The following is a 16324-nucleotide window of genomic DNA, read 5'->3' on the forward strand; positions in this document are numbered from 1 at the left end:
AAATGCTCGAACTCGTTAAAGCAGTCAGTCTTGGGCTGGTCGTATTATTGCCTTTGGCGAACCCTCTCACCACGGTAGCGCTGTTCCTTGGGCTGAGCGGGAATATGAATACCCAGGAGCGCCATCGTCAGTCACGCCAGGCTTCAATTAATGTATTTATTATTATGATGGTAGCCTGGTATGCCGGCCAGGTGGTGATGAATACGTTTGGGATTTCGATTCCCGGGCTACGTATTGCAGGTGGGTTGATTGTGGCATTTATTGGTTTCCGTATGCTTTTCCCGAAAGAAAAACCCCACGAAATCCCGGAGGCTAAATCTAAATCAGAGGAGCTGGCCAGAGACTCCGGGGCCAATATCGCTTTTGTGCCGCTGGCGATGCCTTCTACTGCCGGCCCCGGGACCATCGCCATGATAATCAGTACAGCATCGACCGTACATCACACTACGGAATTTCCCCATTGGGTGCTGGTGGTGGGCCCTCCAGCAACATTTTTGTGCGTTAGCCTGATTCTGTGGGGCTGCCTGCGGGGTTCCGGGGCGGTGATGCGCATTGTGGGAAAAGGGGGAATCGATGCGATTTCCCGTGTTATGGGATTTTTGTTGGTGTGTATGGGCGTTCAGTTCGTGATTAACGGTGTTCTGGACATCATTCAGCATTACCCCGGGCACGCCTGATTGCCACTGCAAAATAAAACGCTCTGTCAAAGACAGGGCGTTTTTACTTGTGACTGGTATTCATGCCACCCGCTTAATCGCTGCCAGTGGATTAATGGCTCGGCTGGCGTTCCAGGCTTTGCGGCCAGCGGCGGAAAATGACCACCGACCACACCAGTGCGGCAACAGCGGGTAGTGCGCCCAGGTAGCCGATGGCTGACATAGACAGGTGCAGGCTTATCTGGTTGCCAAGCAGAGCTCCGGCACCAATACCAATATTAAAAATCCCGGAGAACAGGGACATTGCCACATCGGTTGCATCGGGTGCCAGCGACAGAACTTTAACCTGCATACCCAGCCCAATTATCATAAAGGCGATGCCCCAGAACAGGCTCAGGATGATAAGCGCGTTTGCTGAAGCGGACGCAGGCATCAGCAAGGCCAGACAGCACACCAGAACCCCAATGGCGCAACTGACCAGGCCTGAGGCGTGCTGATTACCAAGCTTACTGAAGATGATACTGCCGATAATCCCGGCGCCACCAAGAATCAGCAACAATACAGTGGCGAAGTTGGCGCTGAAACCGGCAACTGTCTGTACAAAAGGCTCAATATAGCTGTAGGCCGTGTAATGTGCGGTAACCACAACCACAGTAAGAACATAAATACTGACCAGCGCAGGTCGGCGGAACAACACAGGCAGGCTTTTTAATGAGCCGGAATGTTCACTTGGCATACGCGGTAACAGTTGCATCAGGCACACCAGCGTAACTAACGCGCCAACGCCAATGGCAAAAAAAGTGGTGCGCCAGCTAAAGTACTGGCCAATAACGCGACCCAGTGGCAACCCCAGCACCATGGCTAATGCAGTGCCGGTTGCCAGAAGACTGAGTGCCTGAGCGCGTTTACCCGCAGGGGCAAGGCGAATGGCCAGAGATGCAGTAATTGACCAGAACACCGCGTGGGAAAATGCAACGCCAATCCGGCTAATCACCAGCACGGTAAAATTCCAGGCCAGGAATGAAAGTGCATGGCTGGCAATAAACAGCAAGAAGATACCGATCAGTAACTTTTTGCGTTCCATCTGGCTGGTTAACAGCATAAAAGGCAACGACATCAGCCCGACCACCCAGGCATAAATTGTCAGCATTATCCCCACCTGAGCGGTACTCATGCTGAAGCTTTCGGCAATATCCGATAACAGCCCGACAGGGACAAATTCAGTGGTATTAAAGATAAACGCGGCAATAGCGAGGGTCAGAACCCGAAGCCATGCAACACGGCGGGAAACAGTCATGGATGTGTTCATTGTTTGAGTCTGCGCAGGTGTTCCCATCAACGGTGGGGCGATGATAAAACCAACAATTCAGGCGTACAAGAAAAATTGTGATCCACATCTCTTTTTTTACATTTCAGTACAAGTGAGCTCTCACACAATGGCACTGCGGGGTTGTTCTTTTCCCGGCCGTCTGGACCACTATTGCGGCAGACGGGCAATATTTGCCTGAATAATACGCGCGGCTTCGTCAAACTTAGCCTGTTCCTCTTGCGCCAGTTGCAGCTCAATAATTTGTTGCACGCCACTTTGTGCCAGTACCGCAGGGACACCAATGGCGATACCTGTTTTTCCGTACTCCCCATCCAGTACACAGGAAATCGCCAGTGCGCGGTGGCTCCCGGTGAAAATATTACGGCAGATCTCCGTAATGGTGCCGGCAATACCAAACTCGGTACAGCCTTTACCGGCATAAATTTCAAACCCCAGTTTACGCACTTTTTCAGCAATGGCGTTTGTGTCCAGCACCGTGCCGGTACGCCGTTTCCAGACATCACTCACGGGCGAACCGTATACAGAAGAGTGCGACCAGACAGGGAACTGTGCGTCGCCATGTTCACCCAGAATGAAAGCATCAATACTCTGCGGGCCAATATCCAGTGCCTGAGCCAGGGTGCGGCGTAACCGGGTGGTGTCCAGCCACACTCCGGTGCCAATGACTTGCTGGCGGGGTAAACCGGATAACTGCCACACCTGCCAGGTAATAATATCGCAGGGGTTTGTGGCAATCAGGAAAATGCCGTTAAAACCATTAGCCATCATTTCAGGAACCAACTGCTTCATAATACGGGCCGTATTGGTCAGTTCATCAAGCCGGGTTTGCCCGGGCTTGAGCGGCCCGCCGGAAACGGTAATGACGGCGATATCCACATCAGCACAATCACTGGCATCACGTTGGGTAATGGTTACCATACCGGGCATATAAGCGGCGGCGTCGGACAAATCCTGGCAATGGGCTTCAGCCCGGGTTTTATTCAGGTCAACCAGAACCAGTTCTTCACAAATATTTTGGTTGAGCAAAGCCCAGGCAGCGGCAGTGCCGACATTACCTGCGCCAATAATCATTACCTTACGGGGTTTGGTGTTCATGTGTGTTCCACAGAATTTAAGCAAACAGAGCTACGTTACACCGCGCCAGGTGCGGCTAAAAATTATTTTTGCTTATTATGAAGGACCCAGCAGGTTGAGCAATGCACGCAATTGCGGGGTCAGGCTGTCTTTCCGCCAGATTAACGCTGTTTCGCGCCAGCGCCAGGCCTCATTCACCGGCCAGATATTCACCTGATGCGCGCCCGGCATAATTGCCAGCATTGCTCTGGGGATCATAGCCAGGCCTGCTCCGGCAATCACGCAGGCCAGGATCCCATGCCATGATTCCATCTCATAAATTTGCCCCGGGCGGGCATTATCAGCCTGAAACCAGGATTCGAAATGATGGCGGTATGAACAGTTGGCCTTGAATGCATACAAACTGGCGCCGTCCACCTCGCGGGCCCGGTGAACTGGGGGATGGCTGCCGGGGGCAATAATCACCATCTCTTCATTACACAATGGCCGGTACTCAAGGGCCGGGTTTTTAAAAGGCACGTCGGTGAATGCCGCTGCTAACCGGCCATTGAGCACTGACTCTATCATATCGCCGGAAGGTCCTGTGGTAAGCGTCAGTTGTACCGAGGGATAACGCCGGTTAAAACGCGCCAGAAGTTCCGGAATGCGAATAGCCGCAGTGCTTTCCAGTGAGCCCAATGGCAACAACCCTGATGGCACATCACCCGTTACAGAAAAGCGTGCTTCATTCGCCAGCGCCAGCAGGCGTTTACTGTACTGGTAAAAATTTTGCCCGGCGGGGGAAACGCGCAAACGTTGGTTCTCACGAATAAATAAACTCACGCCCAGTTCTTCTTCCAACTGGCGTATACGGGTGGTCAGGTTGGATGGCACCCGGTGCACCTGGCGGGCGGCCTCACTGATACTGCCCGTTTCAACCACACTAACAAACATGCTGAGTTGGGTAAAATCCATGGTTTTCTCTAAACGTGAATGGTTTTTTTCTAATTATTCAGTTTTCATAATAACCAGGCAAGACTATTGTGGCCGGGTAGCAAACTAAGGAGCATCTTATGACCGCAAAAAATTCCAATAGCCAAACCTGCGCTATCAATCCGGCAACTGGCGAAGTGCTTTCATCACGGCCTTATGCAAGCCAGGCGCTTATAGAGCAAGCAATTACCCGGGCTGCCAGTGCCAGCAAAGTATGGGGTAACACGCCACTGACACAGCGTGCAGCTGCAATTACTCGCCTGGCAAGTGTGCTTGAAAGCCAGGCTCAGACACTGGCTCAGACAATTACGCGTGAAATGGGTAAGCCGATTCGCCAGTCCAGAGCGGAAGTGGCTAAATGTATTAACCTGTGCCACTGGTATGCAGAGCATGGTCCGGGGATGCTGGAGAACCAGCCAACTCAGGTACCCGGTCAACAGGCAGAAATCGCCTTTCGCCCACTGGGAGTGATTCTGGCGGTGATGCCATGGAACTTCCCACTGTGGCAGGTATTACGTGGTGCTGTACCAATGCTGATTGCCGGAAATACTTATCTGCTGAAACATGCTCCTAACGTTCCGGCAAGTGCCGGGTTACTGGCTCAGGCATTTATCGATGCGGATTTTCCGGTAGGAGCTTTTGCAGAAATTAATGCCAGTAATGACGGTGTCAGTACACTGATTGCCGACCAGCGGGTAGCTGCTGTGGCCTTAACGGGGAGTGCGCGTGCTGGTGAGGCCATTGGTGCTCAGGCAGGCAAGGCACTGAAAAAATGTGTGCTTGAACTCGGTGGCTCTGATCCCTTTATAGTATTAAACAGCGCTAACCTGGATGACGCGGTAAGCGCTGGTGTGGCCGGGCGTTTTCAAAATACCGGGCAAGTTTGTGCCGCCGCGAAACGGTTTATTGTTGAAGCCGGTATTGCTGAGGCCTTTATTGAAAAATTTGTGGCTGCCACCCGTAACCTGGTAGTGGGCAACCCAGAAGACGAGCAAACCGATATTGGCCCGATGGCGCGTTTTGACCTGCGTGATGAACTGCATCGCCAGGTAGAAAATACGCTAAGCCAGGGCGCAACCTGTGTTCTGGGAGGCGAGAAACTGCCTGGTGAGGGAAATTATTATGCCCCAACAGTACTCACTGGTGTGACACCAGAAATGACGGCCTTTCAGGAAGAGATGTTTGGCCCGGTGGCGGCAGTGACCATTGCCCGGGATGCAGAGCATGCGCTGGAACTGGCAAACCTGAGCCAGTATGGCCTGTCAGCAACAATCTATGGTGATGAACATCAGGCTTTACAAATGGCAGGGAAGCTGGAATGCGGCGGGGTATTCATTAATGGCTACAGCGCCAGTGATCCGCGGGTTCCTTTTGGGGGTGTAAAACGTAGTGGTTTTGGCCGTGAACTTTCACATTTTGGGCTTTATGAGTTCTGTAATATCCAGACGGTCTGGAAAAATCGCTGCTGACGTCAGTTGATTGTGTTTCTTACACCTTAATTAAAACGCCGGAAGACCGCACTGTGCTTCCGGCAACCGGGTAACGGTTAGTTACTGGTGTTTTTGAAGTGTATATGCTGTGTTAATTTTTATTTATCAATTGATTATAAAATGTTTTCTATGTAACTGACTGGCCTGGGTACCCAGTTGGTTTGTGCCGTCAGACCTGGACTTTGTTGTCACTAAAACGTCATCTTCCCCCGATACACTCACTGCATATTTCGCTTTCTTTTCACATTTTCTTAAGTTAAATCATGAAGATAAAATTAATAAAGGCATTACTGCCACAGCGATTTCATTTCCGGGGTATGGGTTTGCTCAGCGGTCTGGTTTGTGTCATTGGGTTGTTCTTGCTGGTTCAGGTGATATCCACCACCGGACTGGCCTTACTGTTAGGCCAGGTGCGCGCGCAGGTGGCTCAACAGGCGGTTGACCAAAATGCCCAACGTCAGATGGATGAAGCCCGTGTTGGGCTTTTGACAGCAAGCGACCTGGTTAACCGCGCTGGTGTCTGGTTTATGCAGGATAAAGAAACGGGCTCGGTAGGTAGCTGGAACAGCCTCGCGGATGATGCTGCTTCGGCGTTGAAAACCAGCCAACGGGCATTTGAGCTGTTTCGCCAGCAGGCACCTGGCACTCAGCAAAATAAGGCGCTTATCCAGAGTTATCTGCAATTCTATGGCGGCCTGAAAGAGCAGGTCGACAGCCTGCGGGAAACCCAATCGATAGACAGTTTCTTCGCAGTGCCTGTACAGGCATTTCAGGCGCAATTTAACCAGGATTTTGCGCAATACAAAGCCGGTCGCGACCAGCAACGCCAGCAGGGAGACAAACTGTTACTGGCGGGGCTGAACCAAATGCAGACGCGTTCACTCAGCGCCCTGGTTGTAGTGCTGGTTGTGGCGATTTTTACCGGTAGCGGGTTGTTGTTTTGGGTTATTCGTCCATTACGGCGTTTGTTGCAACACCTCGACAGGCTGGCTGATGGCGATTTATCTGTGCTGCCAGCGACCCCGGTACGTTTTAACCGGGAAGTCAGTGAGCTCTGGCAACGCCTGATGGCAATGCAACAGGGTCTGCGGCAAGTGGTCATTGATGTACAGAGCGCAACGCACAATATGGCCGGGCAAATTGCCGCCATGCATGATGAAAACCAGGTGTTATCCCTTCAGGCTACCGAGCAAAGCCATATGCTGACTAAAGTTACCGATGGCATGCGACAGTTGTCAGGCAGTGTGGATGAAAATACCCGTTTTGCGGGTATCGCAAATCAGCGTGCCGACGAAGCCCGTAGCATAGCCCGCGGGGGTGACGAGATGATGCAGGCTGTTAACAGTTCTATGCAGGCAATTGAAGCGCAGTCTGATGAAATGCGCGGTATTGTCTCAATGATTGAAACTGTTGCCTTCCAGACCAATATTCTGGCGCTTAACGCCGCTATTGAAGCCGCTCATGCCGGTAACCATGGGCGAGGGTTTGCTGTGGTGGCTAAAGAGGTGGGTATTCTGGCACGTAAAAGTACGCACTCAACACAAACAATACAGCAGTTGATCAATCACTCTCTGGAAGGCATCTCTCAAGGGGCAGGTGCTGTTGCCCGCCTTGAGCAAAATCTTGCGTCAGTAACACAACTGGTTACTGCGATGACCAGCCTGCTCAATGATATTGCCGCCGCGTCATTACACCAGGGAGAGAATATCCAGATGGTCACCGGCCAGATAACTGCACTGGATGAAGTCGCCAACCGCACGGCGAACCTGGTGCAGCAAAGCCAGGTGGGTGTAAGGCACCTTTATGAAGGTCAGCAGCAGCTTACCACTGCGGTGGCGCGTTTTCGTTTAGCCTGACCAGGTGTATACTGCCCGCCACTTTTATTGGCAGAGGTGGCGGGCGTGGCACAACACTTGGATAATCAGTTACTGGCGCAGATACTTGAGACTGCCAGACCTTTAATCGGCAAAGGGAAAGTTGCCAGTTATATTCCTGCTCTGGCAGAAGTTTCAGGAAATAAACTGGGCATTGCCATCACCACTGTCAAAGGAGAGCGCTTTCAGGCCGGTGATGCCAGTGAGCGTTTTTCGATTCAGTCGATTTCCAAAGTGCTCAGCCTGGTGCTGGCAATGACACGCTACGATGAAGACGAGATCTGGTCCAGGGTGGGGAAAGATCCTTCTGGTCAGCCGTTTAACTCCCTGGTTCAGCTTGAACTGGAACAGGGGAAGCCGCGTAATCCTTTTATCAATGCGGGTGCGCTGGTGGTCTGCGATATGCTGCAAACACGCCTCAGTTCGCCGCGTCAGCGCATGCTGGAAGTGGTTCGTCTGCTCTCTGGTGTACCTTCACTCACTTATGATGAGCGTGTGGCCCGCTCTGAATTTGAACATTCAGCCCGCAACGCAGCCATTGCCTGGTTAATGAAATCATTCGGCAATTTTCATAATGATGTCACAACGGTGCTGCACAACTATTTTCATTATTGCGCCCTGAAAATGAGCTGTGTGGAACTGGCCGACACGTTTATGTTTCTTGCCTGTCAGGGGTGTACACCCGCCTGGCCATACCCGGTACTGACCCCACAACAAACACGCCAGGTTAATGCACTGATGGCAACGAGTGGTATGTATCAGAGTTCAGGTGAATTTGCCTGGCGCGTTGGAATACCCGGGAAGTCGGGCGTTGGTGGCGGTATCATTGCCGTGGTTCCTCATGAGATGTCTATTGCTGTATGGAGCCCGGAACTTGATGACTTTGGTAATTCTCTTGCGGGGGCCGCAGTGCTGGAAAATTTGATTGCGGCACTGGGGCGCTCTGTTTATTAAAAGAGGGTGCAACTAAGATGGAATCCATGGAGGTACTTTTTCAGCGCCTTGGGCGTTCACAATTTCGCAGCCGCTTTCATCTGGGTGTGAAAGAGCGTGAGTATTGTCTGAAAAAGGGCCCCGAGGTTGTGTGCCAGCACGCGGCAGATTTTATTGCAAAGCGGCTGGCTCCCGCCAGTATTCCTAATGACGGGAAACAAACACCTTTGCGCGGGCATCCGGTTTTTATCGCCCAGCACGCCACGGCGACATGTTGCCGTGGGTGTCTGGCCAGGTGGTACGGGATCCCCGCAGGTATTCCACTGACTGAAAAGCAACAGCATGACATTGTGGGTGTTATCTATTATTGGCTGCATTTACAAATGATTCAGGAACCAGATAATCTGAAAAAAACGCAGTGATAATGGCAAAGCAGGGAAAATAAATCGGATAAAACTGTTAAAATTTAGGTTATATTCGAATTGTTTTGATTTGTTAAGCGGCGGTGTAAACCGCAAAAGACGGGTTCTCAATTCGAAGTAAAATAATGGCGAAAAATCGGTTTCTTTCCCGGGAAAAGCCGCTTACCAGCGCGGTTTCTCTCTTTGTTATCACCACAGTATTTTACTTTTTCGGTGCCAGTTTACGGGTGGTCGAAGCGCTATCGCTTTTCTGGCCACTTAATGCAGTACTGGCGGCCGTTTTTATTCGCTATCCTTTCCTGAATAATCCGTTTTATTACGCATTGTGCTATGCGGCAATGATAATTTATGACGGAGTAACCACGTCCTGGGGCACGGCATCGCTGCTGATTAACTTTTCCAATATGGTGTTTATTATCACCGTGTCATTGTTGGTTCAACGCGAAAAGCGGCGCTCGACCATTGCTTCTCCACTGCCGGTTCATGCCCTGAGCCTGTTTAATTACTGTATTTTTGCTGCTGCGTTATGTGCCTTATTTGGTGCTGTTGGCTCAATGCCCGTAGATCGCCACGCGTTTTATCCGCTATTTGCCGACTGGTTCAGTGAACAGTTTTCCACTGGGGTGCTGATCCTGCCTTGCCTGCTTTCTATGGCTCGCCCACAATGGCCCCGCCTTAGCCTTGAAAACCTGTATCCGCTGCTTGGCGTGGTTGTGTGCATGGTGGCTTCAGTGGGGATTGGGGGAGCCGGAAGTCTGGCCTTCCCGTTGCCTGCGTTAATTTGGTGTGCCACACGCTATCCACTGCCTTTTGTGTGCCTGATCACACTCATAACCGGGATGACGGAAATTGTACTGGTGGCAAATTCTATTATCGAAATCCATATGACATCGCCGCTGTACGTCAACCAGATGTTCTCCGCGCGTTTGGGGATTGCCACCATTGCATTATGCCCGTTGATGGTGTCGGTGAGCGTAGAAACCATCAATGCGCTGGTGCGTAAGGCATCACGCCGGGCGGATTATGACTACCTGACACAAGTCCTCTCACGTTCAGGGATTTACGAGAAGCTGCGCAATGAGTCAGATTGCCTGGCACCCAGTAACCGTCAACTGGCGGTAATACTACTGGATATTGATCACTTCAAAAATATTAACGATACCTGGGGGCATGACTGTGGGGATAAGATCCTCGCTGAGTTCGCCGCAGTTGTAAATAAAGTGGTGGGCGATAAAGGCTGGTTTGCCAGAATGGGTGGGGAAGAGTTTGTGATTGTATGCCCGGCGATGTCCAATGCAGATGCCATTCTGCTGGGTCACCAGATTCGCGAACGGGTAGAACAGCACCAGTTTGCCTGGAAAAACCATATTCACCATATAACGGTAAGCCTTGGCCTGTCCTGGACTGCCTGCGCTTCTGCATCGCTGGAAGCCTGCTTTAACGCGCAAATGACGGAAGCTGACCGTTACCTTTACCAGGCAAAACAATACGGACGCAATCAGCTTTGCGCCCAAAACGTTCCCGTTATGGGCCGGGCTGCATCATGAAGGTGATGCCAGGTTTTTGTGACATTGTCACTTTTGGTGGGGGTTTGTACTGCGAAGGCCCTGGTAATCAGCGTGTTGGTTTACTGCCGTAATGACGCAATCATATTCACTTTGGCGGTATTCAGGTGGTTACGCAATGCCCGTGATGCCGCTAAATCATCACCACAAATCATCGCGCTGAGAATCGTCATGTGCTCATCCACCGCCACAATATTTCGTTGTTTTAAATCACTTTCATCCCACTGGTAGTGGAAATGGAAAATAACAGAAATAATCTCAAGCGACTGGTTAAAAAAGATATTGTTTGCGGCTGAAAGCAATAGCGCGTGGAAGTCACGGTCCAGACTGGCAAACATGCGGTAATTGTCACCGATCGTGCCACGCATTGTTCTGTGGCGGGCCAGGAGATCTCTTGCCTGTAGCCAACTGGGGTTGTCGGCTGGCAGATTCATGAAACGCTGCAAAGAATGGGTTTCCAGCATTTCGCGCAACTCAAAGAGCTGCTCTGCCCAGGCTTTATCAAACACTTTCATTCGCCACGTACCCCGACGTTCACTTTCAGTCAGCGAATAGCGGCTGAATTTCAGCAAGAATTCACGCACAACTATCGGGCTGACTCCTGCCTGTTTTGCCAACTCAACTTCGGTGAATTGATCCCCTGCACGTAACTGCCGTTGGTTGATCATCTGGTAAAACGTGCGTTCAAATATCCGTTGTTGCGCTTCGGCGGGCACCCGGGTTTGTTGGTAGCCATCCTCTTCCTGCGGCATGCGGACAATAACATATTGCCCTTGCTCCACGACCAGAACCTGGCGCTGTACCAGGTGTTCCAGAATATGGCGTACAGTGGTGCGGCTGATATTGAACATATCAGCCAGCGCATTTTGCGAAGGTAACGGCGATACCAGATGGCCGCGAACCAGGCTTTCAATAAACTGATTAATGACGTTGTGGCGCAGGTTTTGCGTCCGGCTCATAAGCAGTATCGTTTCAGTAACAAAAGAACAATTAAATACCAATTAAAAACCACTTAGTGTGATATTGATCGCATTGCCATACTAAAGGAGAGGGTATTTCAGGCCGGATCAGGTGAGATGTGCAACAGAAAGCGTAGCCGGTTATAGCCGGTTTACCATGACTCCACAGTTTGCATAATACAGGACTACATCGTGAAAACCCTTAATCGTCAAGATTTTCCCGGCAACGCTTACCCGGATCGTATCATCCAGTTTGGTGAAGGTAACTTTTTGCGTGCTTTTATCGACTGGCAAATTGACCTGCTGAACGAAAAGACCGACCTCAACGCCGGGGTAGTGATTGTTCGGCCGATTGACAGCAATTTCCCGCCGTCATTGAGCACTCAGGATGGTCTGTATACCACCATTATTCGTGGTCTGAATGATCGCGGTGAAGCCGTCAGCGAATCCCGCCTGATTCGTTCGGTAAACCGTGAACTGAATGTCTACCAGGACTATGATGAATTCCTGAAACTGGCGCATAACCCGGATATTCGTTTCGTTTTCTCAAATACCACTGAAGCGGGCATAGCCTGGCATGAAGGGGATACATTTCAGGATGCACCAGCTGTCAGCTTCCCGGCAAAATTAACCCGCCTGTTGTTTGAACGTTACAGTCATTTCAATGGCGCAAAGGATAAAGGTTGGGTGCTGATCCCTTGTGAATTGATTGATTATAATGGTGAAGCACTGCGCGAACTGGTACTGCGCTACGCCATTGCATGGAATCTGCCTGGCGCATTCAGCCGCTGGCTGGAAGAGTCCAATACATTCTGCTCTACGCTGGTGGACCGTATTGTTACTGGTTATCCGCGTGATGAAGCCAGTGCCATTGAAGAATCACTGGGTTACCACGACAGTTTTTTGGATACTGCTGAACACTTCTATTTGTTTGTTATCCAGGGCCCACAATGGCTTGCCAGTGAGTTGCGCCTCGACCAGTTGCCACTCAATGTGCTGATCGTCGATAACATTAAACCTTATAAAGAACGTAAAGTTGCTATTCTGAATGGCGCTCATACAGCACTGGTACCGGTGGCATTCCTGGCCGGGTTAAACACTGTAGGTGAAGCCATGTCTGATGGTGAAATCTGCGCTTTTGTTGAAAACGCCATTCGCGAAGAGATTATTCCGGTGCTGGATCTCCCGAAAGATGAGCTGGAATCATTTGCCCGTGCAGTTGTTGGCCGCTTCCGTAACCCGTACATCAAACACCAGTTGCTCTCTATTGCCCTCAACGGGATGACTAAATTCCGTACCCGTATTCTGCCGCAACTGCTGGCAGGGCAGGCAACGACTGGCAAATTGCCGGCCCGCCTGACATTCGCTCTGGCTGCGCTGATTGTTTTTTACCAGGGTGAACGTAACGGTGAAACTTATCCGCTGCAGGATGATGCTCACTGGCTCGAGCGCTACCAGCAATTGTGGGGTGGCGTGCGTGACAAACAGGTCACCGTCCGCCACCTGGTCGACGTTGTGTTGTCCGACAGCGACCACTGGGAGCAGGATTTAACTAACGTTCCTGGTCTTGCAGACCAGGTTACCGCCAATCTGGAATCTATTCTGAAGCTGGGTATGCGTTCAGCGGTAAAACCACTGTGCTAATCCCGTAACCGTAAGATTTATGCAACCCCGATACTGGCATTCTTGGTACCGGGGTTTTTTATTCGGCGAACTATAGTTACAACATACTTATTGATATAAATAAAACCCTACGCAGTAGCACCACATTAAGGCTCTGCAGTGATGAGAAGGGCAACTGGAAAGCCGTAACAATCAGGTTTTCAAGTGGTTAACTGACCTTGCAGGTTTTCAGAAAAATATTCAATAAATCATAAATACCTATGCATTTGCTCTTGTTCCTGGTGTTTAACAGGCGAATAATTCGTTATGTTATTAAATATATAGCGAGGGGATAATGAATAAAACATTTCGGCCACTGGTCTTATTAATTGGCTTTTGTATTGTGAGCACTTCGGCTATGGCATCGTCCGATATCAAAGTGACTTACGCAGGTTCTATGGGCAAGGTGATGGACCAAAAACTGGGGCCTGCTTTTGCACAACAAAACCATGTGCAATACCAGGGGCAGGGACAAGGCGCTTATGGCATGGCGCGTTTACTGGCCAGTAAAAAAGTGCAGGCAGACGTGTTTGTATCCATCACTCCCGGGCCAATGCAAATACTGAAAGATGCCGGGTTGATTGATACCGCTGTTCCCGTAGCGAGCACCAGTATGGTCATTGCCTGGAACCCGCACAGCCAGTATGCATCTCAGTTTGCTGCTGCCAGTGGTAAAGATGATTCATGGTTAAAAGTACTGGTCGAGCCTGGCGTGAAATTCGGGCGTACTGACCCGGACAGTGACCCGAAAGGCCAGAACATCGTGTTCACCTTGCTGTTGGCCGACAAATATTATCACCAGCCAGGTCTGGGTGAAAAAGTGATGGGCGGAGTGCAAAATCCGGCACAAATTCATATAGAAGGTGGGTTGTTAACCCGGCTTGAAGGCGGCCAGGTTGATGCGGCAGCAGGCTATGAGAGCGAAGTGATTTCCGCCAAACTACCTTATGTGGCATTACCAGATGAAATTAACCTTAGTAATCCGGACATGGCCGCAAAATGGTATGACCAGGTGAGTTTTACCATCAAAGACAGTAAGGGCCAGGACAAAGTGTTGCATACGCAACCATTAGTCTATTACGCCGCTGTTTTGAAAAATGCCCCGGATGGTGTGAAAGAAGGTGAGAAGTTTGTGCAGTTCATGCAGGGGAAACAAGGCCAGTCACTGTTCAAAGAGAGTGGCTATGCTTCACCTAAGGGTTCGGCGCTCTATGCTCAATGATTTTTTTAAGCACAACGATGCGCCGTAATCGCGTTTTTTGGTTGTCTGTACCGGCACTGGCTTTATTGCTGGTGCCTTTTATTACGTTAATTACGCAAACACCATGGATGGGCTTTCATCTCGCCTGGGGCGACGGCGATGCGATAACCGTTTCTCTGACGCTGGGTATGGTGGCGATGGCGGTTATCGTTCTGGCCGGTACACCAGTTGCCTGGTGGCTGGCAAAAGAAGGTGGCCGTGTATCCAGAATTGCGGAGTTAATTGTGCTGGTTCCGCTGCTAACTCCACCACTGGCAATGGGTATTTTACTGGTTTCCGCCTGGGGTCCCTACAGCATACCAGGCCTGGCACTTAGCCGTTTGGGAATGTCATTAGTGAATAACCCTGCGGCATTTGTGTTAGCTCAGGTCTATGGTGGGTTGCCGTATTTTATCATTGCCGCACGCTCTGCTTTTTATGGTGTGCCTCAGTCTATTTTAGAGGCCGGGCAAACCCTGGGGGCGGGGCGGTGGCAACGGTTCTGGCATTTAGCTTTACCAATGGCAAGTAAAGGACTTGCCAGCGCAGTGGCACTGGCGTGGGTAAGGGTCGTGGGCGAGTTTGGTATTGTGATGATTTTCGCCTTTTTCCCCCAGGGAATGCCGGTAAAACTATATATCAACTTACAAAATGACGGGATCAATGCTGTCTACACACTTGTCTGGTTGCTGTTGCTGTTCACTCTGCCATTGCCTTTATATTGCTTTTCACGGGCACGCAATGTATCTGGTGTGAGATAGTTGTTATCTCTGGCTTATAATTCCATTTAAATTGTCATTTGTGGTTTTTTATCACAATTGTTTGCCATTGCTTGCACAACTTTGAATGTGGGGCTTACTATTAAACAAGATGACTAAGCCCTATGCTTTCTTCTTGATAGTTTCCACCTTGCCTGAGGTGGCTTAGCTTTACTCTGACCCGCCTGTGGCGGGTTTTTTGTTATTTGAACGCTGGAATGTGTCTAAGGTAAATCTCAGGATTGTTCCCCCCGAATAAGTTACAGTGTGTGGTTTTTATTGATGCGAAGTATTGCCTGAGATAATATTCAGTAAATAGTTAAAGGACTATAATATATGCATATCATTGACGCACTACTGGCTTTTTGTGCTTATTTTTTCATCGGTTCTGCTCTGGTTGTGTTATTTCTAAATGTTTACTCTAAAATAACTCCACATAATGAGTGGGTGCTGATCAAACAAGGGAATATGGCGGCATCACTTGCTTTTAGCGGCGTGCTTCTGGGGTATATTATTCCACTTGCCAGCGCGGCTATCAATTCTGTAAGTATTCCAGATTACCTGCTATGGGCTGTAGTTGCCTTTATTGTCCAGTTGCTTGTCTACGTGGGTGTTCGCCTCTATATCTCTGAATTAAGTGAAAAAATAACTAATAACCATACTGCGGCAGGTCTGTTTATGGGCGCAGCTGCTTTGGCCGGTGGGATTTTAAATGCGGCCTGTATGACTGAATAGTGGCAACTTATGTCGAAGAAAAGAAAAAGCAAACTGAGTTACAAGAGTACCGCACCAGGTCAATACGCAATTAGTTCTACTCGTGGTTCTGGGAATCCATTTGAAAAAAAGAAAAGCCCCTATGCAGGAACATGCCTTAAATTGGCGATTATGGGCGGAGCGGCTTTTTTCGTCATGAAAGGATGTACCGATAACGAGTCATCGGATAATGACGGTGATGGAGTATTCTATTCAACAGTACAAGATTGTATGAAAGATAATAATACACTCGATGTTTGTACTGATGCCTGGCTTAATGCCGAGAAATCTTTTGTTGGCGAAGTGCCTGGTAACCTGACGCTTGATCAGTGCCAGCAGCAGTTTGAAACGTGCCGTTTTGATTACACCAGTTACAGCTGGGCCCCAGTTATGGCGGGTTTCTTATTGAGTAAGCATGTGCGCAAGGACAAAGATGAAGATCATGCCTACAGCAGTGGCGGGGGAACTTACGCATCACGCCCTGTGTGGAGAACAGCTGATCGCAGTTTTGCCTGGCATGTCGGCCGCGGGGCTGACAGTGAGCGGCGCGGCATAAAATTTTATACACGTAAAGTTGCAACTTTGTCTCGCGGTGGCTTTGGTCGCTCAGCCCACGGTGGGCACTGGGGAGGATAG

General features: G+C 50.1%; 15 protein-coding genes. 11 read left to right on the forward strand and 4 right to left on the reverse strand.

All coding sequences use genetic code 11. From position 1 onward, the window contains the following. Positions 1-2: 2 nt before the first annotated feature. A complete protein-coding gene (locus A9B99_RS00420; RefSeq protein WP_064593518.1) occupies positions 3-677 on the forward strand; it encodes a MarC family NAAT transporter in 675 nt (224 codons plus the stop codon). A 91-nt stretch (positions 678-768) separates the two neighbouring features. Here A9B99_RS00420 and A9B99_RS00425 read toward each other — a convergent pair whose 3' ends face one another. From A9B99_RS00425 to ptrR, 3 genes are all read right to left on the reverse strand, one after another. Continuing rightward, positions 769-1953 carry a sugar transporter gene (locus tag A9B99_RS00425; protein WP_269448055.1) on the reverse strand — a complete coding sequence of 395 codons (1185 nt, stop codon included), beginning with the start codon at positions 1951-1953 and terminating at the stop codon, positions 769-771. Between the two features lie 180 nt (positions 1954-2133). Beyond that, a complete protein-coding gene (locus A9B99_RS00430) occupies positions 2134-3081 on the reverse strand; it encodes an L-lactate dehydrogenase (RefSeq protein ID WP_064593521.1) in 948 nt (315 codons plus the stop codon). Between the two features lie 75 nt (positions 3082-3156). After that, positions 3157-4014: a putrescine utilization regulator PtrR gene (gene ptrR / locus A9B99_RS00435; RefSeq protein WP_064593523.1), complete on the reverse strand. Its 858-nt coding sequence runs from the start codon at positions 4012-4014 to the stop codon at positions 3157-3159. A gap of 98 nt (positions 4015-4112) precedes the next feature. Between ptrR and A9B99_RS00440 the strand changes: the two genes are divergently transcribed. From A9B99_RS00440 to A9B99_RS00460, 5 genes are all read left to right on the forward strand, one after another. Then, positions 4113-5501, forward strand: a complete 1389-nt coding sequence (locus tag A9B99_RS00440) for an aldehyde dehydrogenase family protein (protein WP_064593525.1) — start codon at positions 4113-4115, stop codon at positions 5499-5501. Between the two features lie 284 nt (positions 5502-5785). Continuing rightward, positions 5786-7378: a methyl-accepting chemotaxis protein gene (locus A9B99_RS00445; protein ID WP_064593527.1), complete on the forward strand. Its 1593-nt coding sequence runs from the start codon at positions 5786-5788 to the stop codon at positions 7376-7378. 45 nt (positions 7379-7423) lie between these two features. Further along, entirely contained in the window at positions 7424-8350 is a 927-nt protein-coding gene (glsB, locus tag A9B99_RS00450; protein ID WP_064595415.1) for a glutaminase B, read from the forward strand. Positions 8351-8367: 17 nt separating this feature from the next. Continuing rightward, complete coding sequence (locus tag A9B99_RS00455; protein WP_064593529.1) at positions 8368-8751, forward strand: DUF4186 domain-containing protein; 384 nt, start codon at positions 8368-8370, stop codon at positions 8749-8751. 125 nt (positions 8752-8876) lie between these two features. Continuing rightward, on the forward strand, positions 8877-10298 hold the full coding sequence (locus A9B99_RS00460) for a sensor domain-containing diguanylate cyclase (RefSeq protein WP_064593531.1): 1422 nt from the start codon (positions 8877-8879) through the stop codon (positions 10296-10298). A gap of 80 nt (positions 10299-10378) precedes the next feature. Here the strand turns inward: A9B99_RS00460 and A9B99_RS00465 are convergent, their stop codons facing one another. Further along, positions 10379-11275 (reverse strand): GntR family transcriptional regulator, encoded by an 897-nt coding sequence (locus tag A9B99_RS00465; RefSeq protein WP_064593533.1) that lies wholly within the window; start codon positions 11273-11275, stop codon positions 10379-10381. 192 nt (positions 11276-11467) lie between these two features. Between A9B99_RS00465 and A9B99_RS00470 the strand changes: the two genes are divergently transcribed. From A9B99_RS00470 to A9B99_RS00490, 5 genes are all read left to right on the forward strand, one after another. Next, positions 11468-12919 carry a tagaturonate reductase gene (locus A9B99_RS00470; RefSeq protein WP_064593535.1) on the forward strand — a complete coding sequence of 484 codons (1452 nt, stop codon included), beginning with the start codon at positions 11468-11470 and terminating at the stop codon, positions 12917-12919. Between the two features lie 313 nt (positions 12920-13232). Then, positions 13233-14159: an extracellular solute-binding protein gene (locus tag A9B99_RS00475; protein ID WP_064593536.1), complete on the forward strand. Its 927-nt coding sequence runs from the start codon at positions 13233-13235 to the stop codon at positions 14157-14159. Between the two features lie 17 nt (positions 14160-14176). Further along, complete coding sequence (locus A9B99_RS00480; protein WP_064595417.1) at positions 14177-14938, forward strand: molybdate ABC transporter permease subunit; 762 nt, start codon at positions 14177-14179, stop codon at positions 14936-14938. Positions 14939-15271: 333 nt separating this feature from the next. Next, a complete protein-coding gene (locus A9B99_RS00485) occupies positions 15272-15670 on the forward strand; it encodes a DUF350 domain-containing protein (protein WP_064593537.1) in 399 nt (132 codons plus the stop codon). Between the two features lie 9 nt (positions 15671-15679). Continuing rightward, positions 15680-16324 carry a DUF1190 domain-containing protein gene (locus A9B99_RS00490; RefSeq protein ID WP_064593539.1) on the forward strand — a complete coding sequence of 215 codons (645 nt, stop codon included), beginning with the start codon at positions 15680-15682 and terminating at the stop codon, positions 16322-16324.

Origin of the sequence: Mangrovibacter phragmitis (assembly GCF_001655675.1) — a bacterium.
Classification (GTDB): domain Bacteria; phylum Pseudomonadota; class Gammaproteobacteria; order Enterobacterales; family Enterobacteriaceae; genus Mangrovibacter; species Mangrovibacter phragmitis.

Bases quoted from the DNA above. Each gene is read 5' to 3' on its own strand.
- A9B99_RS00420 (WP_064593518.1), top strand. From the start codon at position 3: ATGCTCGAACTCGTTAAAGCAGTCAGTCTTGGGCTGGTCGTATTATTG.
- A9B99_RS00475 (WP_064593536.1), top strand. From the start codon at position 13,233: ATGAATAAAACATTTCGGCCACTGGTCTTATTAATTGGCTTTTGTATT.
- A9B99_RS00490 (WP_064593539.1), top strand. From the start codon at position 15,680: ATGTCGAAGAAAAGAAAAAGCAAACTGAGTTACAAGAGTACCGCACCA.
- A9B99_RS00425 (WP_269448055.1), bottom strand. From the start codon at position 1,953: ATGACTGTTTCCCGCCGTGTTGCATGGCTTCGGGTTCTGACCCTCGCT.
- A9B99_RS00455 (WP_064593529.1), top strand. From the start codon at position 8,368: ATGGAATCCATGGAGGTACTTTTTCAGCGCCTTGGGCGTTCACAATTT.
- A9B99_RS00430 (WP_064593521.1), bottom strand. From the start codon at position 3,081: ATGAACACCAAACCCCGTAAGGTAATGATTATTGGCGCAGGTAATGTC.
- A9B99_RS00465 (WP_064593533.1), bottom strand. From the start codon at position 11,275: ATGAGCCGGACGCAAAACCTGCGCCACAACGTCATTAATCAGTTTATT.
- A9B99_RS00440 (WP_064593525.1), top strand. From the start codon at position 4,113: ATGACCGCAAAAAATTCCAATAGCCAAACCTGCGCTATCAATCCGGCA.
- ptrR (WP_064593523.1), bottom strand. From the start codon at position 4,014: ATGGATTTTACCCAACTCAGCATGTTTGTTAGTGTGGTTGAAACGGGC.
- A9B99_RS00485 (WP_064593537.1), top strand. From the start codon at position 15,272: ATGCATATCATTGACGCACTACTGGCTTTTTGTGCTTATTTTTTCATC.
- A9B99_RS00460 (WP_064593531.1), top strand. From the start codon at position 8,877: ATGGCGAAAAATCGGTTTCTTTCCCGGGAAAAGCCGCTTACCAGCGCG.
- A9B99_RS00480 (WP_064595417.1), top strand. From the start codon at position 14,177: ATGCGCCGTAATCGCGTTTTTTGGTTGTCTGTACCGGCACTGGCTTTA.
- A9B99_RS00445 (WP_064593527.1), top strand. From the start codon at position 5,786: ATGAAGATAAAATTAATAAAGGCATTACTGCCACAGCGATTTCATTTC.